The 26,138-nt window shown below is 65.1% G+C and carries 21 protein-coding genes, 1 pseudogene and 1 riboswitch; of the genes and pseudogenes, 9 read left to right on the top strand and 13 right to left on the bottom strand.

Going from position 1 to position 26,138, the window contains the following annotated elements:
- Positions 1-29: 29 nt before the first annotated feature.
- The 3 genes from IFT58_RS14915 to IFT58_RS14905 form a co-directional block, all read right to left on the bottom strand.
- Complete coding sequence (locus tag IFT58_RS14915; RefSeq protein ID WP_192095791.1) at positions 30-719, bottom strand: M23 family metallopeptidase; 690 nt, start codon at positions 717-719, stop codon at positions 30-32.
- A gap of 4 nt (positions 720-723) precedes the next feature.
- Positions 724-1,695 carry a L,D-transpeptidase gene (locus IFT58_RS14910; protein WP_192080722.1) on the bottom strand — a complete coding sequence of 324 codons (972 nt, stop codon included), beginning with the start codon at positions 1,693-1,695 and terminating at the stop codon, positions 724-726.
- 230 nt (positions 1,696-1,925) lie between these two features.
- Positions 1,926-4,034 carry a catalase gene (locus IFT58_RS14905; protein ID WP_192095790.1) on the bottom strand — a complete coding sequence of 703 codons (2,109 nt, stop codon included), beginning with the start codon at positions 4,032-4,034 and terminating at the stop codon, positions 1,926-1,928.
- Between the two features lie 120 nt (positions 4,035-4,154).
- Here IFT58_RS14905 and IFT58_RS14900 point away from each other — a divergent pair, with 120 nt between their 5' ends.
- Both IFT58_RS14900 and IFT58_RS14895 read left to right on the top strand, forming a co-directional pair.
- Complete coding sequence (locus IFT58_RS14900; protein WP_188324625.1) at positions 4,155-4,865, top strand: AraC family transcriptional regulator; 711 nt, start codon at positions 4,155-4,157, stop codon at positions 4,863-4,865.
- 81 nt (positions 4,866-4,946) lie between these two features.
- The gene (locus IFT58_RS14895; RefSeq protein WP_192080267.1) at positions 4,947-6,332 is read left to right on the top strand and encodes an amino acid permease; all 1,386 of its coding nucleotides are present in this window, start codon (positions 4,947-4,949) and stop codon (positions 6,330-6,332) included.
- A gap of 70 nt (positions 6,333-6,402) precedes the next feature.
- Here IFT58_RS14895 and IFT58_RS14890 read toward each other — a convergent pair whose 3' ends face one another.
- The 4 genes from IFT58_RS14890 to gcvP form a co-directional block, all read right to left on the bottom strand.
- The gene (locus IFT58_RS14890; RefSeq protein WP_192095789.1) at positions 6,403-6,627 is read right to left on the bottom strand and encodes a hypothetical protein; all 225 of its coding nucleotides are present in this window, start codon (positions 6,625-6,627) and stop codon (positions 6,403-6,405) included.
- 34 nt (positions 6,628-6,661) lie between these two features.
- The gene (locus tag IFT58_RS14885) at positions 6,662-6,889 is read right to left on the bottom strand and encodes a hypothetical protein (RefSeq protein WP_192095788.1); all 228 of its coding nucleotides are present in this window, start codon (positions 6,887-6,889) and stop codon (positions 6,662-6,664) included.
- A gap of 83 nt (positions 6,890-6,972) precedes the next feature.
- Positions 6,973-7,203, bottom strand: coding sequence for a hypothetical protein (locus IFT58_RS14880; protein WP_192095787.1), 231 nt, complete (start codon positions 7,201-7,203; stop codon positions 6,973-6,975).
- Between the two features lie 419 nt (positions 7,204-7,622).
- Complete coding sequence (gene gcvP, locus IFT58_RS14875; RefSeq protein ID WP_192095786.1) at positions 7,623-10,490, bottom strand: aminomethyl-transferring glycine dehydrogenase; 2,868 nt, start codon at positions 10,488-10,490, stop codon at positions 7,623-7,625.
- Positions 10,491-10,550: 60 nt separating this feature from the next.
- Positions 10,551-10,653: riboswitch (glycine riboswitch) on the bottom strand.
- A 284-nt stretch (positions 10,654-10,937) separates the two neighbouring features.
- On the opposite strand from gcvP, the gene IFT58_RS14870 reads away from it, so the two are divergent.
- Together IFT58_RS14870 and IFT58_RS14865 are read left to right on the top strand one after the other, a co-directional pair.
- A complete protein-coding gene (locus IFT58_RS14870) occupies positions 10,938-12,158 on the top strand; it encodes a multidrug effflux MFS transporter (RefSeq protein WP_192095879.1) in 1,221 nt (406 codons plus the stop codon).
- A gap of 105 nt (positions 12,159-12,263) precedes the next feature.
- Positions 12,264-12,656: a hypothetical protein gene (locus IFT58_RS14865; protein WP_188324619.1), complete on the top strand. Its 393-nt coding sequence runs from the start codon at positions 12,264-12,266 to the stop codon at positions 12,654-12,656.
- Positions 12,657-12,749: 93 nt separating this feature from the next.
- On the opposite strand, the gene IFT58_RS14860 is transcribed toward IFT58_RS14865, so the two are convergent.
- The gene (locus IFT58_RS14860) at positions 12,750-14,744 is read right to left on the bottom strand and encodes a M2 family metallopeptidase (RefSeq protein ID WP_192095785.1); all 1,995 of its coding nucleotides are present in this window, start codon (positions 14,742-14,744) and stop codon (positions 12,750-12,752) included.
- Between the two features lie 149 nt (positions 14,745-14,893).
- On the opposite strand from IFT58_RS14860, the gene IFT58_RS14855 reads away from it, so the two are divergent.
- The 3 genes from IFT58_RS14855 (at position 14,894) to IFT58_RS14845 (ending at position 18,258) form a co-directional block, all read left to right on the top strand.
- Positions 14,894-15,592 carry a response regulator transcription factor gene (locus IFT58_RS14855; RefSeq protein ID WP_192095783.1) on the top strand — a complete coding sequence of 233 codons (699 nt, stop codon included), beginning with the start codon at positions 14,894-14,896 and terminating at the stop codon, positions 15,590-15,592.
- On the top strand, positions 15,582-16,871 hold the full coding sequence (locus IFT58_RS14850) for a HAMP domain-containing sensor histidine kinase (protein ID WP_192095781.1): 1,290 nt from the start codon (positions 15,582-15,584) through the stop codon (positions 16,869-16,871). Before IFT58_RS14855 ends, IFT58_RS14850 begins: the two co-directional genes overlap by 11 nt.
- A 136-nt stretch (positions 16,872-17,007) precedes the next feature.
- Positions 17,008-18,258, top strand: coding sequence for a DUF819 family protein (locus IFT58_RS14845; protein ID WP_192080287.1), 1,251 nt, complete (start codon positions 17,008-17,010; stop codon positions 18,256-18,258).
- Between the two features lie 90 nt (positions 18,259-18,348).
- On the opposite strand, the gene IFT58_RS14840 is transcribed toward IFT58_RS14845, so the two are convergent.
- Positions 18,349-19,617 (bottom strand): phosphatidylinositol-specific phospholipase C domain-containing protein, encoded by a 1,269-nt coding sequence (locus IFT58_RS14840; RefSeq protein WP_192095779.1) that lies wholly within the window; start codon positions 19,615-19,617, stop codon positions 18,349-18,351.
- Between the two features lie 439 nt (positions 19,618-20,056).
- Here IFT58_RS14840 and IFT58_RS18845 point away from each other — a divergent pair.
- Positions 20,057-21,163: pseudogene (locus tag IFT58_RS18845) on the top strand (DUF3103 family protein); the annotation flags it as partial.
- Position 21,164: 1 nt separating this feature from the next.
- Here the strand turns inward: IFT58_RS18845 and IFT58_RS14825 are convergent.
- Positions 21,165-21,378: CstA-like transporter-associated (seleno)protein (locus tag IFT58_RS14825; protein ID WP_192095875.1), on the bottom strand; the 214-nt coding region annotated here is incomplete at its 3' end.
- The gene (locus IFT58_RS14820) at positions 21,378-23,459 is read right to left on the bottom strand and encodes a carbon starvation CstA family protein (protein ID WP_192095776.1); all 2,082 of its coding nucleotides are present in this window, start codon (positions 23,457-23,459) and stop codon (positions 21,378-21,380) included. The genes IFT58_RS14820 and IFT58_RS14825, both read right to left, overlap by 1 nt.
- Positions 23,460-23,730: 271 nt before the next feature.
- On the opposite strand from IFT58_RS14820, the gene IFT58_RS14815 reads away from it, so the two are divergent.
- Positions 23,731-24,582: a pirin family protein gene (locus IFT58_RS14815; protein ID WP_192095774.1), complete on the top strand. Its 852-nt coding sequence runs from the start codon at positions 23,731-23,733 to the stop codon at positions 24,580-24,582.
- A 56-nt stretch (positions 24,583-24,638) separates the two neighbouring features.
- On the opposite strand, the gene IFT58_RS14810 is transcribed toward IFT58_RS14815, so the two are convergent.
- Together IFT58_RS14810 and IFT58_RS14805 are read right to left on the bottom strand one after the other, a co-directional pair.
- Complete coding sequence (locus IFT58_RS14810; protein ID WP_249405035.1) at positions 24,639-25,100, bottom strand: hypothetical protein; 462 nt, start codon at positions 25,098-25,100, stop codon at positions 24,639-24,641.
- Positions 25,101-25,276: 176 nt separating this feature from the next.
- Complete coding sequence (locus IFT58_RS14805) at positions 25,277-26,137, bottom strand: pirin family protein (protein WP_192095772.1); 861 nt, start codon at positions 26,135-26,137, stop codon at positions 25,277-25,279.
- Position 26,138: the final 1 nt, after the last annotated feature.

The following is a 26,138-nucleotide window of genomic DNA, read 5'->3' as shown; positions in this document are numbered from 1 at the left end:
CGTACTAGCCAGCCGAGATGTCAGTCACTTCACCGTTGAGTCAGCAGCGGATACGGATTGATCGACTCGCCCTTCCACCACTGCTTTTCAGGCCCCAACAGGTGGATCTCGAAGTGCAGGTGGGGCGCATCTTTGTTCGCGTTGCCGGTGCTGCCAACATACCCGATCACTTCGCCCCGCTTGATCTGCTTCTTCTCCGCCAAGCCATCCGCATACCGCTGCAGATGCGCGTAGTAATAGCAATGCACACCGTCGGGGTCGAACTGATACATCGTCAGCCCGCCTTTATCACTGTCGAACAGCTTTTCGACCTGGCCATCGGCCACCGCCAGCACCGGCGTGCCTTCCGCCGCCATGATGTCGATCGCATCATGCACCCGGCCTTCGCTCCGGGCGTCGGTAAACGTGTCCTGCAACTGCGATGGCTGGATACCTTGGACCGGCAGCAGCAGGCCACTGCCCGACGCCACCGGCGCAGGCGGCGGCATGGCAGACGGGCTCGCCACGGGCGGGGCAGTGACCGGCGGTGCGCCTGCCACGGGGACCGCCTCGGGCGCGACCGCGCCCGGTACGCCGGCAGCCGCCGTCTCAGGGACGGCGATCACGGTCGCCGGATCCACAGGCGCGATGTCGACCGCATCGCCCCGTGTGTCGAACAGCCACCAGCCCACGCCGATGCCTACCACCAGCCCCACTGCAATCAACGGCATCACGCGCATCCGGTCACTCCTGCATCACGACGGTCAACGACGGTCCCACGGCATCGGCCACGCGCATCGCATCCCAGTTCGTCATGCGCACGCAGCCGTGCGATTCCGTCTTGCCGACGTGGCCCGGCTCGGGGGTGCCGTGCAGCCCGTAATGCGGCTTGGAGATGTCAATCCAGACCACGCCCACCGGATTGTTCGGGCCCGGCGGCAGCGTCTGCTTGGTGTCGCCCTTTTTTGCGTCCCAGAACAGCTTCGGGTTGTAGTGGAAAGTGGGGTCACGCGCTACGCCAAGAATCTTCCATTCACCGATCGGCAGCGGATCGTGCTGGCTGCCGGAAGACACCGGCACCTGCGCCAGTACTTTCCCCTGGTCGTCCAGCAACTGCAGGGTAGAGTCCGATTTGTCGATCAGTACCTTCGCTGCCTTGGGCAGCGCGCCGCTGCCGATATTTGGTACCTGGATCGTGGCGCCCGCCTGGCCGAGGTTGATGCCGGGGTTGAGTGCTTTCAGCAGCGCAGGGGATGCGTGGAAGCGCTCACCCAGTGCCTCTTCCACCGTGCCGAAGCCCAGGGCCTTCAATTGCGCCTGTGCGGCAGGGCCCTTCGGGGTGGGCTGGAATGGCCCGGCCACATCTTCTGCGGTCAGCGTGTAGCGCGTGAGCATGTTGGTGCTGTCGGCCTTCAGGGCCGTCCACGTTTCATCGTCCAGCTCACCGGTGACCTTCAGCCCATGGGCGGCCTGGAAACCCGACACCGCGCGACGCTGGTTGGATCCGACCTCGCCATCGATCTGACCGGGCGAAAAGTTGGCGCGGTCCAGCAGCACCTGCGCATGCAGCGGCGAGCGTGGCTCGATGTTCACCGGCTCGCTGGCCGGCGCTTGAGTGGGGGCAGCGGCGGCGGGCGCCTGGGCCATGGCGAACGGAGCGGCGGTCAGGCCCATGCAGGCGGCGAGCAGGCAGGTGAGGCGGAGGCGCTTGGGCATCATGGATGTGTTCCTTCATCGAATACCCCCACCATGCCCGTTATGCATGCGCAGCCGCCGTGAAAACGATGAGGCATCCCTGAGTGCACCGATGCGCTTGTCTGCCGGACACTGAAACGGCGGTGGCATCGCTGCCACCGCCGTCGAGTCAACACAGGTCTCGAATCCGCAATCGGGTCACGCCGTCATCCGGTGAACGGCGCGGCCTGGATCGTGCTGCTCTGAGGGGGTCAGGCCAGCAGCCGCAGCTTGGGCTCGCGCGCCCACTGGCGGGTGGATGCAGCGGCGACGAACGCCTCCGCGTCGGCTGCATTGACGATGCCCGGATCAGTGCCCACGCGGGCCGCCTTCAACAGCGCGGTGCCACCTTCGTCGCTCGCAATTGCTTTCAGGTGGGCCCAGGCATTGCTGACGAAATCGATGGCAGCCGATTCCTTCGACAACGCCCGGCCCGCATCGGCCGTCAGCACGACCGCTACCGCATCGAACACGACCGATGGCGTACCGGCGAGCTGTCCATCGGCCGCTTGGCGCTTGCCATCGCTGAGCACCCCGCCGCCGACTTTCGGCGCTACCAGTTTCACGTCGGCGCCGGCCTTCTGTGCCGCCTTCCGGAGCGCGGCAATGGTGCCCGCATCGGAACCCTGATCGAACAGGATGCCGATGCAGCGGCCCTGCAGGCTCTCCTTGCCGCGACCGATGGTGCGCACTTCCGGTGCCTTCGGCATGTCCTGCGCCGGAATGGCGGTGGGGGCGGCGTCGGGCAGGTCGTCCATGCCCAGCCCATCGGCAACGCGCTTGGCCAGCGACTCATCGATGTTCAGCACGTGGCTGACGACGCGCTCGCGGATGTAGCCGGTCTCCACCTTGGACAGCTCGAAGACCAGCGCGGAGGCGAGATGTGCCTGCTCCGGTTTTTCCAGACTGCGGAAGAACATGCGGGCCTGGCTGTAGTGGTCGGCAAAGCTGTCCGCGCGGGTCCGGCCCTTGCGCCCGTCATCGGGCGTTGCATGGCTGCGGAAGCCCGCCGGAGTCTGCCGCGGGCTGTCGCCTTCCAGCGAGCTCGGATCGTAGGCGACGCGACCCTTGGGAATCTGCATCTGCATGTGGCCATCGCGCTGGTGGTTGGCGAAGGGGCACTTCGGTGCATTGACCGGGATCTGGTGGAAGTTCGGCCCACCCAGGCGAATCAGCTGGGTATCCAGATACGAGAACAGACGGCCCTGCAGCAGCGGGTCGTTGCTGAAATCGATGCCCGGCGGCACGTTCGCAGGGCAGTAAGCCACCTGCTCGGTTTCGGCGAAGAAGTTGTCCGGCCAGCGATCCAGCACCATGCGCCCGATCACCTGCAACGGCACCAGCGACTCGGGAATGATCTTCGTGGAATCCAGATGGTCGAACGGGAACGCATCGGCCTCTTCTTCAGTGAACAGCTGAACAGCCAGTTCCCACTCGGGGAAGTCGCCACGCTGGATCGCTTCGAACAGATCGCGGCGCTGGAAGTCATTGTCAGCGCCCTGCAGCTTCAGCGCTTCGTCCCATACCGTCGACTGCAGGCCGAGCTTGGGACGCCAGTGGAACTTCACGAACGTGGAGTTGCCGGCCTCGTCGAGCAGGCGGAAGCTGTGGATGCCGAACCCTTCGATCATCCGCAGCGAACGCGGAATGGTGCGGTCGCTCATCGCCCACATGATCATGTGCATGGATTCGGGCATCAGCGAAACGAAGTCCCAGAACGTGTCGTGGGCGCTGGCCGCCTGCGGAAAGGCACGGTCCGGCTCCATCTTCACTGCGTGGATCAGGTCGGGGAACTTCAGGGCATCCTGGATGAAGAACACCGGGATGTTGTTGCCCACCAGGTCCCAGTTGCCTTCAGTGGTGTAGAACTTGACCGCGAATCCGCGCACGTCACGCGGCGTATCGACCGACCCGGCGCCGCCGGCCACCGTGGAGAAGCGCGTGAACACCGGCGTCTTCACGCCGACTTCGGTCAGGATCCTGGCGCGGGTGAACTTGCCCAAGGAACGGGTCAGCTCGAAGTACCCGTGGGCGGCGCTACCGCGCGCATGGACGATGCGCTCCGGGATGCGCTCATGATCGAAGTGGGTGATCTTCTCGCGCAGCAGAAAATCTTCCAGCAAGGTCGGGCCCCGCGGGCCTTGGCGCAGCGAGTTCTGGTTGTCCGCGATCGGGATGCCCTGGTTGCTGGTCAGCACCGGATGCGAGCCGCCTGCCAGTTGGTGCAGCTCGTCACCGGTACCGCGCTCTTCGCGGGGGGCGTCTTCGGATGGGGCGGTCGAGGCGGATGCGCGCTTGCCGGATGGCTTGCTGGCGGCCATGGGAGGTCTCCTGGAGGGTGGGCGGGGCTTTTTCCCTTCGACCATGGCCCGACGGGTGTTAATCCACGGTCCCGTGCGGGTGAACGCGCAGGGAAAATGGGGCTCGGTTATGCTGTGCGCATGCGTGTTGAACCCGCCGAAATCGAAGCCCTCTTTGACGCCATTCCCGATGTGCTCTTCTTCATGAAGGACTGCGACGGGCGATATACGCACATCAACCAGACCATGCTGCGGCGGCTTGGATTGAAGTCGCGCAAGGAGGTCATCGGCCGCACCGCGGCGGAAATCTACCCGACAGGCCTGAGCGCGGACTACGCCGACCAGGACACTCGGGTGCTGGGCGGGGCGGTGATCGAAAACCTCATGGAACTGCACCTGTTCGCCAACCGCGAGCCGGGTTGGTGCCTGACCTGCAAGCGGCCCCTGGTGGTGGACGGGCGCATCCAGGGCCTGATCGGCATTTCCCGCGATCTGGGGCAGAAGCATAGTCTGGGAGCGCAGTACGAGCACCTGCGTCTGGCATTGGCCCATCTCAACGCGCACTACGCTGAAAACGTGCGCATGCAGACGCTTCTGGACATCACCGGGTTCTCGTTGTCCAAGCTGGAGCGCAGCTTCCGCAAGGTCTTCCAGATGACGCCGCAGCAGGTGCTGACCCGGCTGCGGATCCAGATGGCCATGCATCTGCTGCATGGAAATGACAGCATCGCCAGTATCGGCCAAGCCTGTGGCTTCAGTGACCAGAGCGCGTTCACCCGCAAGTTCAAGGCCGAAACGGGTGTCTCGCCACGTGCCTATCGGGCCCGGATCGCCGAACTGGCCGGCGGCTGAGCAGGCCGGCCATCCGGCCTATCCCGTCCGCGCGCTGGACAGGGTAATGTGACGGCCTTGTTGCCGCACACGTGCCCTTCGATGCCTGACAACCCGACCCCCGCTTCCATAGCCTCGACCACCACGCGCCTTGGCCATGCGCTCAAGCCCCGCCAGCTGATCATGATGGGGCTGGGCAGCGCCATCGGCGCAGGCCTGTTCCTCGGCTCCGGGGTCGGCGTGCAGCTGGCAGGCCCGGCCGTGCTGTTGTCGTATCTGGTTGCTGGCGCACTGGTGATCATCGTGATGAACGCGCTGGGCGAGATGGCGGCGAACAAGCCGACCAGCGGCGCGTTTTCGGTATATGCCGCCGATGCGCTGGGTGCGACCGCGGGCGCCACGGTGGGCTGGCTGTGGTGGGTCCAGCTGGTGATCGTGATCGCGGCCGAAGCGGTAGGCGCGGCCGGTCTGCTGGCAACGGTATGGCCCGGTCTCTCCGTTCCGATGGCAGCCCTTGCCTTCATGGTGTTCTTCACCGCGATCAACCTGCTGGGCGTGAAGAACTTCGGCGAGTTCGAGTTCTGGTTCGCGATCCTCAAGGTGGCCGCGATCCTCGGCTTCATCGTCATCGGTGCGGCCCTGCTGCTGGGCTGGCTGCCGAACGCGGCCTCGCCGGGCCTGTCCAACTTCACCGCCAATGGCGGGTTCGCGCCTACCGGTCTGGCGGGTGTGGGGGCGGCATTGCTCGTGGTGATCTTCGCCTTCGGCGGGACCGAGATCGTAGCGGTGGCTGCGGCCGAGACCGAAGACCCCGAGCGCAGCATCGCGCGCGCCATCCGTACGGTGGCGTGGCGGATCCTGGTGTTCTACATCGGCTCGCTGAGCGTCATCATCGCGGTGGTGCCGTGGACCAGCGAGGCGTTGAAGTCGCCCTTTGCCGCCGTGTTGGAAGCGGCCAATATTCCGGGCGCCGGTACCGCCATCACCCTGGTCGCGGTGATCGCCCTGCTGTCAGCGCTCAATGCCAATCTGTACGGGGCATCGCGGATGATCTTCTCCCTGGCGCAGCGCCGTGAAGCGCCCGCCGCGCTGGGGCGTGCAGACCGCCGGCAAGTGCCGATACTCGCTGTGCTTGCCAGCGTCCTGTTCGGCTTCGCCGCTACGGTCATGGAGCTGCTGTTCCCGACCAGAGTGCTGCCGGTGCTGTTGAACATCGTCGGATCGACCTGCCTGCTGGTGTGGACGATTTCGCTGGCGTCGCAGCTGGTGCTGCGTCGACGTGCGGATCGGGCGGGGCTGTCATTGCCGTTCCGCATGGCGGCTTTCCCGTGGTTGACGGGGCTGGCGTTGGCGATCCTGGCACTGATCTTCGCTCTGCTGTTGTATGGCGAACAGACGCGCCTGCAATTCCTGTCCATGGTGGTGCTGACTGCCTTCATTGCCAGCTGCAGTGCGCTTGCCCGACGCATCCGGGCCGGACGTCGCTGATCTCGACGCAGCAACCATTCTGCAATCCGCGTCGGCGCGATCGGTGCACCGGCCGCGCCTGTGCGGGCGCTCAATCCGCCTGCGGTTGGGTCGCCACAGCCGTTGTATCGCGCGTGTCGATACACCGCTTGTAGGCAACCCCGCAGATCAGCCAGTTGCCGGTCTTTGCGACGCATTTTACGAACTCGGCGCCGCAGGTCACCGGATTTCCGGTTGGGACGACCTGTGCGTGAGCGGTGGGAACGGCAATGGCGCTGACCAGCAACAGACTGCTGGCGAGGACTCGGATGTTCATGGATTTTCCTTTTCGTCGCATCGGCCCAATGGACTTAGCGATCACGTGAAGGCGGCAGCGCGAGAGGGCTGTCGCTGGCGAGGCATTTGCGCAGTTCGAGCGAGCAGCTGATGAAGTCGCGTCCATCTAGGTAATAGCATTGGAAGAACGCCTTGGCGCAATCGATTGAACCAGCGCTTGGCTCAGCAGGCTGGGCCAGTGCAGGTAGCGATATGGCGAAGGTCATGGCGACAGCCAGAGCAGCGCTTTTTATGACGGACATGTCAGATCCTGTTTGAAGTTGGTCGGATGGGGACCGCGTTGCTGAAGAGAGCACGGGAGCATTCGCGCCCGTGCCCTTGGGCTTCAGTCCTCGCGGCGATCGGCGATTGAAGCCGAGGGACTGTCTGAGGTCAGGCACTTCACGAATTCGATGCCGCAGGTCACTGCACCGCCACCCTCAGCAAGGCACGCGGCCAGCTTCACGGCGCAATCCGCCGCGCCACCACGGTCCTGCGCAGGCTGCGCATTTGCAGCGGGGATGGCGAAGGTGAAGGCGAGGGCAGCGGCGGCGACGAGGGTCTTCAGATTGTTCATGATGATTCTCCGTTTGACGGGTTCCGCCGACCAGGATGGGCGGCGGTGTCGATCCCGTTCGCGATCCGGGATCCGTTCTGGCTGGCCGGCGTCAGAACGTGGAGTCATCGTGCGTCTACACCATCGCGACAGGAGCGTTCGAATGTGACGCGCCCAGCATAAAAACCCGGGTTTCTTACGTCTGCGACACGGTTCCGTTTTCGATGAGCGGTGGGTGGTTGTTGAATGCGACGCGGCTCCAACCGCGAACGTGATGTCGCGCAGAGCGCTGTAGGGAGTCACGGACTAGTCGTTATTGGCCCTGTCAGGTGCGACACGGCAGGCAGCGCGGCGATCCGGGTCTGTCACCTTGGCGCAAAAAAAACGGCCCGCTTGCGCGGGCCGTGATGCAGTGAAACGGTCAGGTCGTGCTGACGCCGTCAGGCGTCGACTTCGTCGTCCTTGTACGCATCGACCGGGATGCAGGCACACATCACGTTCTTGTCGCCATACACGTTATCCACGCGGGCCACGGGCGGCCAGTACTTGGACTGCCGCAGGCTGGCCAGCGGGAACGCCGCCAGCTCGCGCGGATACGCATGCGTCCATTCGCTGGCCGTCACGGCCGTGGCGGTATGGGGAGCGTTCTTCAAGGGATTGTCTTCACGTTCCAACCGGCCATCTTCAATCGCGGCGATTTCCTCGCGGATCTGGATCATCGCGTCGATGAAACGGTCCAGCTCATGCTGGGATTCGCTCTCGGTCGGCTCGACCATCAACGTGCCGGCCACCGGGAAGCTGAGGGTGGGGGCGTGGAAGCCGAAGTCGATCAGCCGCTTGGCGATGTCCTCTGCGCCGATGCCACTGGTCTTTTCCAGCGGACGGATGTCGAGGATGCATTCGTGCGCGACCAGACCGTTGCGGCCCGTGTACAGCGTCTTGAAGTGCGGGGCCAGTCGCTTTGCAATGTAGTTGGCATTGAGCAGCGCGACCTGTGTGGCCTTGCGCAGCCCTTCGGTCCCCATCAGCGTGATGTACATCCAGCTGATCGGCAGGATCGAGGCGCTGCCGAACGTGGCGGCCGAGACCATCCCGACATCACCGTCGCCGCCAAGCGCGCGCGGCAGGAAAGGGGCCAGGTGCGATTTGACGGCACACGGTCCCACGCCGGGACCACCGCCGCCGTGCGGGATGCAGAAGGTCTTGTGCAGGTTCAAGTGGGAAACGTCCGAGCCCCACTTGCCGGGCTTGGCTACGCCGACCAAGGCATTCATGTTGGCGCCATCGGTGTACACCTGACCACCGTGCTGGTGGATGATCTCGCAGATGTCGACGATCTCTTCCTCGAACACGCCGTGCGTGGACGGATAGGTGACCATCAGCGCGGCGAGTCGGTCGCTGTACTTTTCTGCGTTGCGGCGGATGTCATCGACGTCGACATTGCCGTTGGCATCGGTCTTGGTGACCACGACCTTCATCCCGCACATCTGCGCCGAGGCCGGGTTGGTGCCGTGAGCGGAGTCGGGAATCAGGCAGATGTCGCGGTGATCGTCGCCGCGCGAGCGGTGGTAGGCACGGATGGCCAACAGGCCGGCATATTCGCCCTGCGCGCCGGAGTTGGGCTGCAGGCTCACAGCGTCGTAACCGGTGCATTCCACCAGCATCGCTTCAAGGCCCTCGATGAGTGTCTTGTAGCCAACGGCCTGTTCCGCCGGCACCAGCGGATGGATGTTGCCGAACTCCGGCCAGGTGACCGGAATCATTTCGGCGGTGGCATTGAGCTTCATCGTGCACGAACCCAGCGGGATCATCGTGCGATCCATCGCCAGATCCTTGTCGGCCAACGAGCGCAGGTAACGCAGCAGTTCGTGTTCGCTGTGGTGGGTATTGAAGACCGGGTGGGTCAGGAATGCGCTGCTGCGCACCAGGCCGGCCGGAATGGCATCGGCCGTGCTCGCATCGAGTGCTTCCACATCCGCGTGTGCACCGAATACCTGGGCCAGCGCGACGATGTCTTCGCGGGTGGCGGTTTCATCCAGGCTGATGCCCACCGAACTGCTGTCGATCGCGCGCAGGTTGTAGCCGGCAGCGCGGGCCTTGGCATGCACGGCGTCGGCATCGATGCCGGTGACATGCAACGTGTCGAAGAACGTTTCGCCAACGGCCACCGCGTTGCTGCGCAGGGCAGCCGCCAGGATCGCCGCCAGGCGATGGGTGCGGCGGGCAATGCGGGTCAGCCCTTCCGGGCCGTGGTACACCGCGTACATCGACGCCATCACCGCCAGCAGTACCTGCGCGGTACAGATGTTGGAGGTGGCCTTCTCGCGGCGGATGTGCTGCTCGCGGGTCTGCAGGGTCAGGCGGTAGGCCGGGTTGCCCTGCGCGTCGATCGATACGCCGATCAGGCGGCCGGGCATCGAGCGCTTGTAGGCATCACGACAGGCCATGAAGGCGGCATGCGGGCCACCGAAACCGAACGGCACACCGAAACGCTGGCTGTTGCCGACCACGATGTCCGCGCCCCATTCGCCCGGTGCCACCAGCAGGGTCAGTGCGAGCAGGTCGGTCGCCACGGCCACCAGGCCGCCGCGTGCATGCACGGCATCGACCAGCGCCTTGTAGTCGCCGACCTGGCCGAAGGTGTCCGGGTACTGCAGCAGCAGGCCGAAAGCTTCCGCTTCCAGTGCTTCGGCCGGGGTGCCCACGCGCAGTACGATGCCCAGCGGCTCGGCGCGGGTGCGCAGCAGTTCCAGCGTCTGCGGATGCACCGCGTCGTGCACGAAGAAGGTGTCCGACTTCGACTTCGCCGAACGCTTGGCCAGGGTCATCGCTTCGGCCGCCGCCGTGGCTTCGTCCAGCAACGAGGCATTGGCGATTTCCATGCCGGTCAGGTCCGCGCACAGCGTCTGGAAGTTGATCAATGCTTCCATGCGGCCCTGCGAGATCTCGGCCTGGTACGGCGTGTAGGCCGTGTACCACGCGGGGTTTTCCAGGATGTTGCGCAGGATGACGTTCGGCGTGTGGGTACCGTAGTAGCCCTGGCCGATGAAGCTGCGCAGCACCGTGTTCTGGTCGGCGATTGCACGGATCTTCGCCAGCGCCTCGACTTCGGTCACCGATTCGGGCAACGCCAGCGGTGCCGGCGACTTGATGCGCGCGGGCACGATGGCGTCGGTCAGCGCATCCAGCGAGGCGTGGCCGACCACGCCGAGCATCTGCGCGATTTCGGCATCGTTGGGGCCGATATGGCGTTCGACGAACGCATTGTGGTGTTCGAGCTCGCGCAGCGAAGGGGTGTTCTGGGGCATGGCGAAGGATCCGTCGGGAAAGGGCACGCACGTGGGCAGGCCGCCATTCGGCAGCCTGCGGGGCGCCCCTCTGTCCTTTTGCCTGAGAGTTTGGAAGCGCGCATGTGCGCGGCTTCGTGCCCCTTCGGCGCCGGATCGAACCGGTCTCTCCAGAGTTTTGATGCGGGTGGTCACGGGCCTGAGCGATTACGGGCGTTTGCGCCTTCGGCAGCGGTGTCCTGCTTCTCCCACCTTGTTGCCCGTTGATTATAGCGGTCGGCCCTGATGGATGTGCGGCTGAATGGGGTCAGGGACCAGACGTTTTCGGATCGGACCGAATGGCAAAGGGGGCCGCTACGGCCTATCATGACGCACCACTCGTATTCATCCGGCGCCGCCTTCCTGTCTTTTCCGGACACGGGCTGGCGCCTGCCGCGCATGGCCTGCACGGCTTCTCCGGACACCTCCATGACTGCCGCCTCGCCCTCGACCCGCCGTCTGGCTCTGCTGCTCGCAGGTCTGGCGATGTTTGGTCCGTTCTCGATCGACACGATCTTTCCCGCCTTTCCGCAACTGGCGCAGCGCCTGGGTGTGGACGAGGTCGCGGTGCAGCAGACCATCAGCGTGTACCTGCTGTTCTACGGGCTGATGAGCTTGGCCCACGGGCCGCTTTCGGATGCGCTGGGGCGCAAGCGGGTGATCCTGGGGGGGCTGGTGATCTTCGTCGGCGCCTCGGTAGGCTGCGCGCTGTCAACCGATCTGACCACGCTGCTGGTGTTTCGCGCGCTGCAGGGCCTGTCAGCGGGTGTGGGCATGATCGTCGGCCGTGCGGTGATCCGCGATCTGTACCACGGCCATGATGCCCAGCGGCTGATGAGCCAGGTCTCGATGATCTTCGGCATCGCCCCAGCCATCGCACCGATCATCGGCGGCTGGATCCTGCTCAGTGGCGCCGGTTGGCCGCTGATCTTCTGGTTCCTGGTGGTGTTTTCGTTGCTGTTGCTGGTGGCCACGGCGCGGTTCCTGCCCGAGACGCATCCGGTCGAAGCGCGTACGTCACTGTCGCCGCGCGGATTGCTGCGCGACTACCTGCGGATGGGCTCCAACCCACGCCTGTTGCGCCTTGCGCTGGCCAGTGCGCTGAATTTTTCCAGCGTGTTCCTGTACATCTCCTCGGCCCCGGTGTTCGTCATGCAGCACCTGAAACTGGGTGAGGGCGGTTTTGCCTGGCTGTTCGTGCCGACCATCGGCGGGATGACGCTGGGGGCGTTCCTGTCCGGGCAGATGGCCGGGCGTGTGCTTCCGCAGCGGCAGATCGGCATCGGCTTCGGCCTGTGTGGATTGTCGGCGGTGCTCAACATCGGCTACGTGCTGTCGGTGCCAGAAATCGCCTTGCCTTGGGCGGTCGTTCCGATATTCATGGGGGGCACCGGACTGGCGATGATCTTCCCGATCCTGGCGCTGGGCGTGCTGGATCTGTACCCGCACCAGCGCGGGCTCGCCTCCTCGATGCAGATGTTCATCCAGATGATGATCAATACCTTCGTTGCCGGTGTGCTGTCGCCCCTGCTGAGCAGCAACCCGGTGCACCTCGCCTTTGGCTACGCTGGTTTCTTCGTGCTTGGGGCGTCGGTGTGGTACTGGGAGAACGCCTGCGCTCGGCGCAACCCGCACGCCCCTGCACGCTGAGCCCCAGCCGTCAGAGCCGCTGCGCCGTGCGCGGGCCGTGGCGGTGAAGCCGGCGCGGGACGCCGCTGGGGTATCCTTGCGCACCCGGATGACTGTAAGCCCCTGATGTCGACCACTTCCAAACTGCGCCGCGATATCCGCCGGCGCCGCGAAACCCAGACCGCCAACCGGGACGCTGCCAACGCCTCGCCCGTCGAGCCGCACGCCGAACTGCGCGATCAGCAGCGGACGCTGCTGGCCGGCATTGTCCGCCGCGATGGCGAATGGGTGCTGGGCATGGACGGTCGCATTGCCGGCCAGAGCGAGAGTGCTGCCCAGGTGCTGTCCCTGATCATGCAGGCGGGTGAACTGCACGAGCGCAATGGCACGCCGGTGCGCCTGGTGTATTCCGATGCGCTGCGTGACGCCGCGCAGGCGGAGGCCAATGCGCAAGGGGTCAGTTTCGATGAGTTCAAGGATGCGCTTGCCGCGAAGATGACGGCAGGCAAGGCCAACTGATCAGCCGTGACGGCGCCGGGCGATGCCCGGCGTCGCATGAGGTCCGAAGGTAGCGCCGAGCAGGGCGCGGCGCTACCGGATGACGGGGCGCGGTCAGCGCTGTGCGGGTGCTGCCGGTGCTGCCGGTGCAGCAGGCGCCGCGGCACTGGCCTGCCAACCGCACACCTGGCCCTGGTTCTGCTCTTTCAGCCACGCGTTGACCGGGCTGAAGTACTCGATCATCGGGCCGGCATCCAGCTTTTCACCGCCGGTGAGTTCCTTCAGGGTGGCCTGCCACGGCTGGCTGGCACCCTTGCTCAGCATGGCCCAGAACTTCTGCCCCGCTTCCTTGTTGCCGTAGAAGCTGCACTCATGCAGCGGGCCCTTGTAGCCGGAGGCATCGCACAGGCCCTTGTAGAACTGGAACTGCAGGATGCGGGCCAGGAAGTAGCGCGTATAGGGCGTATTGCCCGGCACGTGGTACTTCGCGCCCGGATCGAAGAACTCCTCGCCGCGCGTGGTGGCCGGTGCCACGCCCTGGTAACGCGCCTTGAGGTCCCACCAGGCCTTGTTGTAATTGTCCGGGGTGATCGAGCCGTCGAACACGCCCCAGCGCCAGCGGTCGATCATCAGGCCGAAGGGCAGGAAGGCCACGCCGGACAGGGCCATCCGCATCTGGTTGTTGATCACCGCTTCGCGGCTTTCTTCCGGCTTGTCCACCAGACCGATCGAATTGAGGTACTTGGGCGTCATCGCAAGCACGATGGTGTCGCCGATTGCTTCATGGAACCCGTCGTTCGCACCGCCCTGGAACAGCGGCGGCAGCGGGTTGTAGGCCAGGTCGTAATAGATGTGGCCCAGCTCGTGGTAGATCGTGGTGAAGTTCTCTTCGTTGGGCTTGATGCACATCTTGGTGCGCACATCGCCTTCCATGTTCATGTCCCACGCGCTGGCATGGCACACCACGTCGCGGTCCTGCGGCTTGATGAACTGGGTCTTGTCCCAATAGGACTTCGGCAGCGACGGCATGCCCAGTGACACGTAGAAATCCTGGGCGCGTTCGGTCATCTGCCGCGCAGTGCGCAGTTCGGCTTCACGCTGTGCCTTGTACAGGCCTTCCACGTTGGCGTTGCTGCCCGCCTTGGCCAGTGCGCCGCTCAGGTTGCCCTGATACTGCTTTTCCAGCGCAGCGGTGATGTCCAGACTGCCCGCACCCGGGTACGGCTGCAGCTGGTCCCACAGGTTGGACCAGTCCTGCTGCCACATGTTGCCGGTCAGATGGGCAGCGATCAGGCCATTGCCCGCTTCGGCCTTGTCCTTGCCGTAGGTGGCGTCCAGCTTGCCGCGCGCGTAGCAGTGCAACTGCTCGTACATCGGCTTGACCTGTTCCCACAACCGGTCGGTTTCCGGACCGATCTGCTCCGGCGGCATGTCGTACCCGCTGCGCCACATCTGTCCGGCATCGGCAAATCCCAGGCCCTTGGCGCCTTCGTTGACCAGGCTCACGAACTGCTGGTAATCACCGCGCATGTCTTTGGTGGTGCCGTGCCAGCCCTGCCAGGCATCCAGCTGCTGGTCGTAGTCACGGCTGCTGGACAGCACCTGCTCCAGGTCGCCCAGTTGGCGGCAGGAAGTGGGATCGTTGGCATCGGTGCAGTACTTGCCTGCACCGTAGCTGCCTTCCATGCGCGTGGCGATCTGGGTCAGCTGGGCCAGCTTGGCCGGGTCGCGCGGGGCCGGCATCGACGACATCAGCTTGAGCAGATGCAGGGCGCGCTTGCTGTCGTCGGACATCGGTTGCCCCTCGAACTTCGCGGCCTGTTCGATCCAGCTGTTGAGCTGGGTCAGCGAGCGTTCGTTGGCCTTGGCCGCCACACGCTCGGAATCGCTGTTGATGTAGGTGGAAGACAGCCACTGTGCCGAGGTCATCTCCGGGTACGCGGCCTTGTACTCCGCATTGATCCGGGCCACGAACTGGTCAGCGGTTTCGCCGGCCGGTGCCGTGGTCGCCGCGGTGTCGGCTTCCGGCGAAGGTTCCTTCTTGCAGGCGGCCAGCGACAACGTGGCGGCGGCGATCGCCGAGGCCAGCAGGAGATGACGGTGTTTCACGGGCGATCCTTGGGTGGTGAACGACCGCCGAAGGCTAGTGGGCGCGGCGGGTTGCCGCAAGTGGCATCCGTGCTGGCGGCGAGGGCGGGGGGACGTGATTCCGACACGGGCAGCGGTACCATGCAGCCACACACAGGGTGGGAAAGCGCATGCGGCTTCTGGTGATCGAGGACAACCGGCAACTGGTCGCCAACCTGTTCGACTACTTCGAATCGCGCGGGCACGTGCTGGACGTCGCGCCGGACGGCATCACCGGGCTGCACCTGGCGACCACGCAGACCTATGACGTGGTGATCCTGGACTGGATGCTGCCGCGCATGGAAGGACCTGAAGTGCTGCGCCGCCTGCGGTCGGACCACGCCTCTGAAGTGCCGGTCATCATGCTCACCGCACGCGACGACCTGCCTGACAAGATCGCCGGGTTCCGGGCGGGGGCGGACGACTACCTGACCAAACCGTTCGCACTGCCCGAGCTGGAGGTCCGCCTGGATGCACTGCGGGTGCGCGCGCAGGGCCGTAATCCGCGCAAACGGCTGCAGGTGGGCGATCTGGTGCTTGACCTGGCAACGCTGGAAGCCCAGCGCGCGGGCCAGACGCTGCACCTCTACCCCGCCTGCCGCAAGTTGCTGGAGGTGCTGATGCGCGCAAGCCCCGCAGCGGTGACGCGCCAGCAGCTGGAGTTCGCCCTGTGGGGCGACGAGCCACCTGACGGTGACCTGCTGCGCTCGCATGTCTACGAACTGCGTCGCAGCGTGGACGGCCCCTTCGCGCGCAAGCTGCTGCACACGCTGCCGCGCGTCGGCTACCGCCTGGCTGTGCAGGAGCCGGAGGCCACCGATGGCGGCTAGGCCTGCTCCGTTGTACCGGCGGGTACTGGGATGGCTGCTGACCTACCTGGCCTTGATCTCACTGGCCGTGTTCGGGGTTGGCAACAACGTGCATGAGCACGCCGAACATGCGGCCTGGCGGGCGCTGTTGAACTCCGAGCTGGACAGCATCCTCGCGCACAGTGCGCGCGACCCGCAGTACCGCTGGCAGGATTCGGACACGCTCAGTCTGTTCCGGCTGGACCAGCCGGGAACGCCGGCCAGCGTGCGTGATCTCCATCCCGGGCTGCACGATGGCGTGCCCATCGGGGAGCGGCAGGCGGCGGTGATGGTGCGGCAGACCCAGACGATGGGACGCGTGGCGTTGGCGTTGGATATTTCGGATTTCGAGGCGCTGGAGCAGTTCGCTACCCGCTGGGTGCTGCTGGCGGGCCTGGTGATGGTGATCGTGACCGTGGTGATGGCGCGGCTGGGCATGCAGCGGGTAGTGCGTCCGTTGAGCCTGTTGGCGCGTGACATTGCCGCGTTGAAGCCCGGTGCGCCGAGCCAGCATATCCAGGTGGATGCACGTGGCAGCGCCGAGCTGCATACCATTGCCAATGCGCTCAACGACTACCTGGCGCGCAACGAGCAGTTCGTCGAGCGCGAGCGGGTGTTCATCAGCACGGCCAGCCATGAGCTGCGCACGCCGGTAGCGGTGATCACCGGTGCGGCCGAACTGGCGTTGGAACAACCGGGGCTACCGGAGCGTGCACGCCAGCAGATGCTGCGCGTACAGCGTACGGCGGCGGACGTTGAAGAACTGATCGAACTGCTGCTGGTGCTGGCCCGCGACCCGGCCCGACTTGCCGCTCGTGCCGAGCGCGTCGCCTTGGACCAGTTGCTGCCGCAGATCATCGAGGACCATCGCCACCTGCTGGGAGACAAGGACCTGACCGTGGCCCTGCACGCCGCGCCGGTGGATATCGTGGCGCCGCTGGCCGTCGTGCAGGCGGCGATCGGCAACCTGCTGCGCAACGCGATCGAGAACAGTGGTCGCGGCGCGATCCAGCTCGATCTTTCGTCCGCCGGCGTGCTGACCCTGCGCGATCCGGGACACGGCATGAGCCCGGAGGAGATCGCGGCCATCCATGCACGGATGGCGCGCGGGCTCCGCAACGAACACGGCGGCATCGGCCTGGAGCTGGTGGCACGGCTGTGCGAGCACCTGGGCTGGACCTTGCGGTTCGACCCGGTGCAGCCACGCGGCACGCGGGCGACACTGGATGTCAGCGCGTCGGGCGTACCTTTCTCTGGGTAGAGTGCGTGCCGGCTGAAGTTGGCACGCTCGGCAGCGGCTCTTTTCAAGCGCGGTTGTGATGGCGATGTTAAGCTCGAAGGGTGCCGCGTCCTGCGGCATTTTTTTCGCCCACCATTTTCGATCGACAGAGGACGCCATGCCGACCGAACCTGCAACTGCCCTGATTTCCAGCGACATCGTCGGCCTGGGACTCATCGCTGCCACGCTCGCCCTGATCTTCTGGGCTGCCAGTGGTCCCACGCCACTGCTGAAAAAGATCTTCGCCTGGGTGCCGGCGTTGCTGCTGTGCTACTTCATCCCGGCCATCTACAACACGGCCGGGCTGATCGACGGCCATGGCACCGCGCTGTACAACCCGGTGGCGCGCGACGTGCTGCTGCCGGCCGCGCTGATCCTGCTTACCCTGTCCATCGATCTGAAGGGCATCGCCAAGCTGGGACCGAAGCTGCTGGTAGTGTTCTGCGCCGGTACGGCTGGCGTGATGCTGGGTGCCATCGTCTCGTTCCAGGTGATGAAACTCATACATCCGGAAACGGTGTCCGGTGATACCTGGGCAGGCATGGCGGCGCTGGCCGGCAGTTGGATCGGCGGCGGTGCGAACATGGTGGCGATGCGCGAGATCTTCGGCACCGACGCCACCACGTTCGGGCAGTTCGCGGTGGTGGACGTGGCCTGCGCGAGCCTGTGGATGGCGATCCTGCTGTTCCTGGCCAACCGTTCGGAGCAGATCGATGCCCGCAATGGCGCGGATACGCGGGCCATCGATGAGATGAAGGCCCGCATCAGCGCTTACGAGGCGCAGAACTCGCGCATCCCCACGCTGACCGATCTGATGGTCATCGTCGGCGTAGCGCTCGGCGGCGTCGGTCTGGCGCACGCCATCGCCGCACCGCTGGCCGCTTGGTTCAAGGCCAACGTGGGCTGGTCCAGCCAGTTCAGCCTGGACAGCCAGTTCGTCTGGGTCGTGCTGTTCTCCACCGGCCTCGGCCTGGCGCTCAGCTTCACCCGCGCAAGGCGGCTGGAGTCGGCCGGCGCGTCGAAACTGGGTACCGTGTTTCTGTACTTCCTGATCGCCTGCATCGGCATGCAGATGGATCTGCTGTCGCTGCTTGATCGGCCGTGGCTGTTCGTGCTGGGCCTGATCTGGATGGCCACCCACGTGCTGGTGCTGTGGATCGTGGCAAAGCTGATGCGCGCACCGCTGTTCTTCTTCGGCGTCGGCTCGATGGGCAACATCGGCGCAGCCGCATCGGCACCGGTGGTGGCCGCGGCCTTCCACCCGAGCCTTGCGCCGGTCGGTGTGCTGTTGGGCACGGTGGGGTATGCGACGGGAACCGGACTGGCGTACGTTACCGGCCTGATCCTGAAGGCGATGGCCGGCGCCTAGTGCCGGCCGTCAGAAATCCGCAGGTCCAGCGCGCGAGCCGGCCTTTGCGCCGGCTCGTGACGCGGCACACGCAGGGAGCAGGGGGCCTGCTCAGCGGGCAGCTGGCTCCACTGAGATGTGTGAGACGCTTCCATCAAGGGGGCCTCCCTTGAAGGGTCTTACCCGCAGGTAGGCCGAGTCGAACTCGAGGTCCAGGCGTTCTACGGACTGCGGCTGGTTCCAGGCGATGTCCTGCAGCACGTCGATAACGGTGTAAGCGCGCTGGGTATCGCCATCTGCCGCATCATGCAGCGTCACGCGTTGGCCCTGGCGGGCACCCCGGAAAACGAGCGAGCGTATCGTGTTGTTCTCGCAGCCCATGCGCGGCGCGGATGCAAGCGACCAGTTCCGTTCAAACGCCGTGCTGAAGCTGCATATCGGTCCGCCCGTTGCACCGTTGTCCGCGAAGGCAAACAGCCCGCCGTTGTTGTAGGTCTCGGCAAATTCCAGCATGTCGCCCCAATCGATGAAATCGATCGCCAGATAGTTCGGCATGCGTTTGGCGGCGGGGAGGCAGGCCGTGTCCAGTCGTTGCACGACGGTGTCCAGGCGATTGTCGACACCGCTATGCCAGGAAAAGGGCGCGCCGTGGAAATGATTCATGACGAACAGGCGCGGCAGCCCCAGCGGCTGGTCGGTTGCGTCCAGGGGAATCCCGCTCCAGCGCGGCTTGCACGTAGTGTCATGGGTGAAGACCGTGGCGCCCAGGCTCCAATAGTTCTCTGCGGTGACTGCCTGGTCGTGCATGAACGTGATCAGCCCATCGGCATACGCGCCTGAAAGCTCCGCCCGCTGTGTCAGAACCAACAGGCGCTGGTCGGCCGCGATCAGTTCGCGCAGGGTAGGCCACTGCCCACGCAGCGCCGTCCAGCGGGGATCGCCCGGCTTGAAGCTGTGCTTGAACAGGCCGGCGTTGTCGCGCACGAACGCGTCCATTGCGCCACGCCGATAGTAATCTTCAAGCTGAAGTGTGACGACTGCGTCCGGATGGGTGTCCAGATAGCGGGACACCGCCCCCATGTCCTCCGTCAGGGGTGCCTTGCGTCCAAAGGTGCAGTTCGCATGGCAGGTAAACAGTCGCCCGTCACGCTCATGGATGTCCAGCATCAGCCCCCGCACGCCACGCTGGAGCTGCTCGGTTATGTCGAAGGACTGGTTGGGTAGCAGGCCTCCGTGATTCGCTGCGTTGTGGGTGGTGATCCAGAGGTAGTGGTCGAGCGGCCGGTCGAGGTCGATCATGTCAGCAGGGCGCGGGCTCACCGCGTGCGCGGCAAGGGCGTGAAAAAGCAGAAATGACGACCACAGTGCGGGGTGCTTCATGGCGCGGATGCTCCGCTGGGATGAGGCCCGACCATCTGTCGGCCGACAATGCGGGATGGCGACGCGGGTCCCATAACCCGCCTCTACGTTGCGGATTACGTCTTTTTCAGCACATCCATGACGCGACGTTGGACGCCTTTCATGCGGCCGTGCCACGGCCCGACACGTACGGCGCGGGATCGTGCACGGATCCTTGAAGAACATCGTGCCGGACCCGACAAGGCGTGAAAGCGATCCGTGGAGACTGCCCTGTGACGACGTGCAGGCGGACCGGCCGACAAGCACTGGAACGTACAGACAAGTAAGGGTTTCACCCGCCCCGCTACTTCTGCGACCCGCATTGACTCATCACGTTCGCCGAGGTCGTAAAAAGGCCGCGCGCTTGAAGCCTGACACAACGCCGGGCGGGCGCTGCTGTACGCCTTGAAGAGAGAAAACGATGAATCGCAATTCCTTCACTCGAACCTGCCTGTTGGCGCTTGCCCTGTCCACCGCCGTATCCACGGCCCACGCCGGAACCGCACTGACGCTGGAGCCCGGTGCGTCCGTGGCGTCGGTCCTGGGCGACGCCATCCTTGAGGTGCGCGACCTCGTGCGGCATCAGGATTTCGTCGCGGATGCGCTCGCTGTGATCGCCGCAGAAGGCGGGGAGACGGCACCTTTGTCGAAGGTCGTCGAGCAACTCGGCGCGCATGCGATGGCGGCCAGCCGTCTGCAGCGGGCGAATCGGAGCCTGCGCGCGCTGAAGGGCCTTCCGGAGCAGGGTGCCGATCTCCTGCAGGTCAGGGTATTGCTGCCAGAAGGCGCCCAACGGGAGGATTTTGCGCTGTCAGCGTACCGGGTGGCAGCGGTTCCGATGGGCGAGGATCGCCTGGATACGATGGTAAGAACGTATGCCGCCGATGGCAGCATGCAGGAAATCGGCATCGACGCGCGTCCCGCGTTCCCGCTGCTGCTGGTGGAGGTGGACACACGCACCGCGCTGCGGGAGGGAATGAAGGTGGTCAACGAGGGACTGCGAGCAGCAGGCCTGCAGACGCTGCCCGCCCAGGCTGCCCAGGCCGATACGCTGGACATCACCCGGCTTGATCACATCCGGCTCGCCGTTGACTAGGAGCCGAACCTCAAAGGGGCTGCGGAGATATTCGCGATCGTTTCCGGGCTGCAGGTGGACGAGAAGAAGCCGGAGATGCACACATTCGAAATGCCATGGCTGGAGTATGACAAGACGGATTACTACCCCGGCCAGCCTTGGATTCAATGGGACAACTACCGTTACGACGTGGCCAACGTCCAGCTGTTCGAAGAAGATGGGGAAACCAACTACAAGACGATGCTCTCGGCACTCATCAAGGTGGTCGGGGCCACGATCGGTCCGATCCAGCCGTCCGTAGGTCTGGTCAGCGTGATCGCCGATGCGGTGCTGACGGTAATGCCTGACGCCTGGTTCGTTGATGAGCACGACTACGTCGACAGTTTCTATCTGCTGCAACGTGGCCAGGCGTACACAAGCCGGCCGGGTGCTGGCGCCAACGCGACCGTGGACNGGCCTCCGTTGCGCCCGCCGTAGCGCGCTTCCTGTCGCTCGCGGAAGAAGGTCTTGTAGTCCATCGGGGTGCGGTCCGGATGGTTTTCCAGCACGTGCCGCACGTAGTTGTCGTAATCCGGGATCCCGCAGCACAGCCGCGCGGTCTGCACCAGTCGCCGCCAGAGACGGCGGTGGGCCTGGTGCTGACCGGCCGGTACCAGTTGTGTACTCATTACAGGTCCGCCATCTGGTGCGGCAGCAGCTTCACGTACTCGGTCTCGCGATCGGTACGTTGCGGGGCGCGGCGTGCGATGAAGATGGTCTTCAGCGCGTAGAACAGGATCGAGAAGACCACCAGCAGGAACAGCACCGTCAGGCTCGTATTGACGTACGCATTGACCACGATCTGCTGCATCTGGCCGACGGTCTTGGCCGGTGCGGTGATGGTGCCGCTGGCGATGGCATCCTGGTACTTATGGGCCTGTGCCAGGAAGCCCTGCGCCGGGTTGCTGTCGAAGATCTTGATCAGCCCCGCATACGTGGTGCAGATCAACAGCCATACCGCCGGCACAGCAGTGACCCAGGCGTAGCGGTCACGCTTCATCTTGAACAGCACCACGGTGCCGAGCATCAACGCGATGCCGGCCAGCATCTGGTTGGAGATACCGAACAGCGGCCACAGGGTCTGGATGCCACCGAAGGGATCGACCACGCCCGAGTAGAGCAGGTAGCCCCACAGTGCGACACAGCCAGCCGTCGCCAGGATGTTGGCGGACCAGGATTCGGTCTTCTTCAGCGCCGGGATGAAGTTGCCCAGCAGATCCTGCAGCATGAAGCGACCGGCGCGGGTACCTGCATCGACCGCGGTCAGGATGAACAGTGCTTCGAACAGGATGGCGAAGTGGTACCAGAACGCCATCATCGCGTCGCCGGCACTCGGGATCGCTTCGTGCAGGATCATCGCGATGCCTACCGCCAGCGTCGGTGCACCACCGGCGCGATGCAGGATGGTCGGCTCGCCGATGGCAACGGCCGTGGCTTCCAGCTGCTCCGGGGTGATGGTGAAGCCCCAGTTGGTGGTGATGTAGTGCGCGGCGGAAACCGCATCGGCACCGATCACCGAGGCGGGACTGTTCATGGCGAAGTAGATGCCCGGCTCGATGATCGAGGCGGCGACCAGCGCCATGACGGCAACGAACGATTCCATCAGCATGCCGCCGTAACCGATGTAGCGCGCATGCGATTCGTTGGCCAGCAGCTTGGGCGTGGTGCCCGACGCGATCAGCGCATGGAAGCCGGAGACCGCACCACAGGCGATGGTAATGAACAGGAACGGGAACATCCCGCCCTTCCATACCGGACCGTCGCCGCTGGCGGCGAACTGGGTCAGCGCCGGCATTTTCAGCTCGGGCATGACGATCAGGATGCCGACGGCCAAGGCGATGATGGTGCCGATCTTGAGGAACGTGGACAGGTAGTCGCGTGGTGCCAGCAGCAGCCACACCGGCAGCACCGAAGCCACGAAGCCATAACCGATCAGCATCCAGGTGATCTGCTTGGCGGTGAAGGTGAAGGCGGGACCCCAGACCGGGTCTGCGGCGACGATACCGCCGAACCAGATCGAGCCGAGCAGCAGGATCAACCCGACCACCGAGATCTCACCGATCTTGCCGGGGCGGATGTAGCGCATGTACACGCCCATGAAGAGCGCGATGGGCATCGTGGCGATGACCGTGAACATGCCCCACGGGCTTTCCGCCAGCGCCTTCACCACCACCATCGCCAGCACCGCGAGGATGATGATCATGATCAGGAAGGCACCGAACAGCGCGATGGTGCCGGGGACGGGTCCCATTTCTTCGCGCACCAGGTCACCCAGCGAGCGGCCGTTGCGGCGGCTGGACAGCACCAGGATCATGAAATCCTGCACTGCGCCGGCCAGGACCACGCCGACCACCAGCCACAGCAGTCCGGGCAGGTAGCCCATCTGTGCGGCCAGCACCGGGCCGACCAGGGGACCGGCACCGGCAATGGCAGCGAAGTGATGGCCGAACAGCACGTGCTTGTTGGTCGGCACGTAGTCCAGGCCATCGTTGTTCAGCACGGCGGGCGTGGCCCGTGTCGGGTCCAGCTGCAGCACCTTGCTGGCGACGAACAGACCGTAGAAACGGTAGGCGATCAGGTAGATGGAGACCGCAGCCACCACGATCCACAGGGCGTTGATCGGTTCACCGCGGCGCAGCGCCACGGTGCCCAGACAGAATGCGCCGAGCAATGCGAGCAGTGCCCAGCCCAGCTTTGAGAAGCCTTTCATGAGGTGAACTCTCCCGGAGGTACGTCGTAAGGGTCCGCTTTGGCCTTTGCAGGGTCAATGCAGACAGGGTGTTTCAGGGCTAGTACTTTGGTCGTAACCCGCCAGTGCCTCCCGGCGGTACATTTCGGCGCACCCGGTCCAACGTCACCCGCCGTCGGCGGCGGACACCGAGGCGTGGCACGCCAGCACTGGAACAATGGGTTGCGGGGGGCGTGCTTGGTCCTGATCGCGACAGCGCCCATCTTTGTCGTAGTCATTCACTGGAGTTCCCATGAGCACCCACGCACCGGTCCGCGTTCTGCGTACGATCCGCGGCATGCCCACGTCTGACGGGGCGGGCGTGCGCCTGACCCGTGTCATCGGCGGCTCTTCGCTGCCGGACCTGGATCCGTTCCTGTTGCTGGACGAGTTCGGGACGGAGAAGGCCGAGGACTACATCGCCGGCTTTCCCAGCCACCCGCATCGGGGTTTCGAAACGGTCACCTACATGCTGGATGGCCGCATGCGGCATAAGGACAACCACGGCAACGAGGGTCTGCTGACGCCGGGCAGCGTCCAGTGGATGACGGCCGGCCGCGGTCTGGTCCACTCGGAGATGCCCGAGCAGGAAAGTGGGCGCATGCGCGGTTTCCAGCTGTGGGTGAACCTGCCGGCGCGGGACAAGATGACCGCGCCGAAATACCAGGAGTTCGCGCCGGAGGCGATTCCCCAGCTGACGCCGGCCGCGGGCGTGCGGGTCAAGGTCATCGCAGGAGAGGTCGACGGGACGGCGGGCCCGATCGTGCAGCCGGCAACCGACCCGGTTTACCTGGATATCGGCCTTGAGGCCGGGGCGACGTGGGACTACCGGCTGCCCGAAGGCCATCACGCGTTCGCCTACGTGTTCGAAGGCGATGCGGTGATCGGCCTCGGCGAAGATGCGCGTCCGCTGGCGAGCCAGGAGATGGCCGTGCTGGGCGGCGGCGATGCGCTGCATGTCGTCGGTGGCACGCGCGATGCGCGCCTCATCCTGGTCGCAGGCCGGCCGCTGCGCGAGCCGGTCGCACGCCATGGGCCGTTCGTGATGAACACGCGGCAGGAGCTGATGCAGGCCTTCGTCGATCTCCAGGAAGGTCGTTTCTGAGCATGCGGCAAGCGGGGCCGGTCGTTGCATCGGCCCCACCGGCATGGCCTGCATGATCAGCGGCCGTCTGCCACGGCGGCCGGGGTCAGGTTCATGCCGCGGATCATCTGCTGCAGGCTGGCCCGCTCTTCGCTGTTGCTGGGATACAGGGCCATCTGCGCGTAGCGGTTCTTGTCGATCTTGACCACGCTCACCCGCCGGTCAGCGAATCCCGGCGGCTCCTGCCCGCCCAGGTCGGGTTGGTACCAGTACAGTTCTTCGCCGGCGAAGCTGTCCTTTTCATGGCGCAGTGCGCGCGGCAAGCGAAGACCTGGATCATTGCCGGTCAGCATCAGGCTCAGCACCTCGCGGCCGTCCCCTGTGGTGGCACGACACACCAGGAAATCCCCTGTGGCCTGCTCCTGCCACTGCAGGTTGCTGCTGGTGGGCAAGGACGGGCACTGCGGCGTGGTCTGCGCTGAAGCACTGATGGCGAGCGACATCAGGCACAGCAGGGCGGCGGTAGTCAGGCGGTTCATAGGTATCCCCAAGGCAGCAAGTCGACGGCACCGCCAGCGGCAGGCGGGCGCGGTCGCCGTTGCGACCTGGCCCCCATCCCCGGACGCCAACCCTGCCTGCCAGCCACGCTGGCGGGAGTTGGGATGACCTTAACGGAACGTGAGCGAGCGCACAAACCCTGTTACATCGGTAACCATCAGGCGGGCAGGGGAATGAACTCCTGATCGTCGCCCGGAATGGTGCCGAAGCGTCCGTTTTCCCAATCGTGCTTGGCCTGCTCGATGCGCTCCTTGGAACTGGAGACAAAGTTCCACCACAGATGGCGGTGGCCATCCAGCGGCTCGCCGCCCATCAGCATGGCCTTGACCGGCGTTTTCGCGCGCAGCCGTCCACGCGCCCCGTCAGCCGGCAGGATCAGGTGCTGCGCAGGCACGTCCACGCCATCCAACTGCGCCTGGCCGTCAAGGATGTAGAGCGATCGCTCGCGGTGACCGGTGTCCAGATCGATCTCCGCATCCGGCTGCAGATCGATGGCGACGTTGAGGGTATCGGCGAACACCTTGACCGGCGATTCCTCACCGTAGGCCCGGCCGGCGATCACCCGAAGCCACGCGCCATTGCGATGTTGCTGGGGCAGCGTCGCGGCGGCGTGGTGGTGGAACGCCGGTTCCACTTCCTCGAAACCCTTCGGCAGCGCGATCCAGGTCTGCATGCCATGCAGCGGATGGCCGTGTTCGCGCTCCGGCGGCGGCGTGCGTTCGGAATGGGAAATGCCGCGGCCGGCGGTCATCCAGTTCACATCGCCAGGACGGATCACCTGGTCCGAGCCCAGGCTGTCCCGGTGGCCGATGGCACCGGACCAGAGGAAGGTCACGGTGGCCAGTCCGATGTGGGGATGGGGGCGCACGTCGATGCCGGTGCCGGGATCAAGCACGGCCGGGCCCATCTGATCGATGAACACGAACGGTCCGACACTGCGCGCCTGCAGGGTGGGCACGGCGCGGCGGACTTCCAGCCCGCCGATGTCGTGCACGCGCGGGGCGATGATGGTGGTCATG

It is taken from the genome of Stenotrophomonas sp. CFBP 13718 (genome assembly GCF_014842145.1).
Classification (GTDB): Bacteria; Pseudomonadota; Gammaproteobacteria; order Xanthomonadales; family Xanthomonadaceae; genus Stenotrophomonas.
Note: the sequence above shows the minus strand (reverse complement) of the source record. Positions and strands in the feature narration are given on the sequence as shown.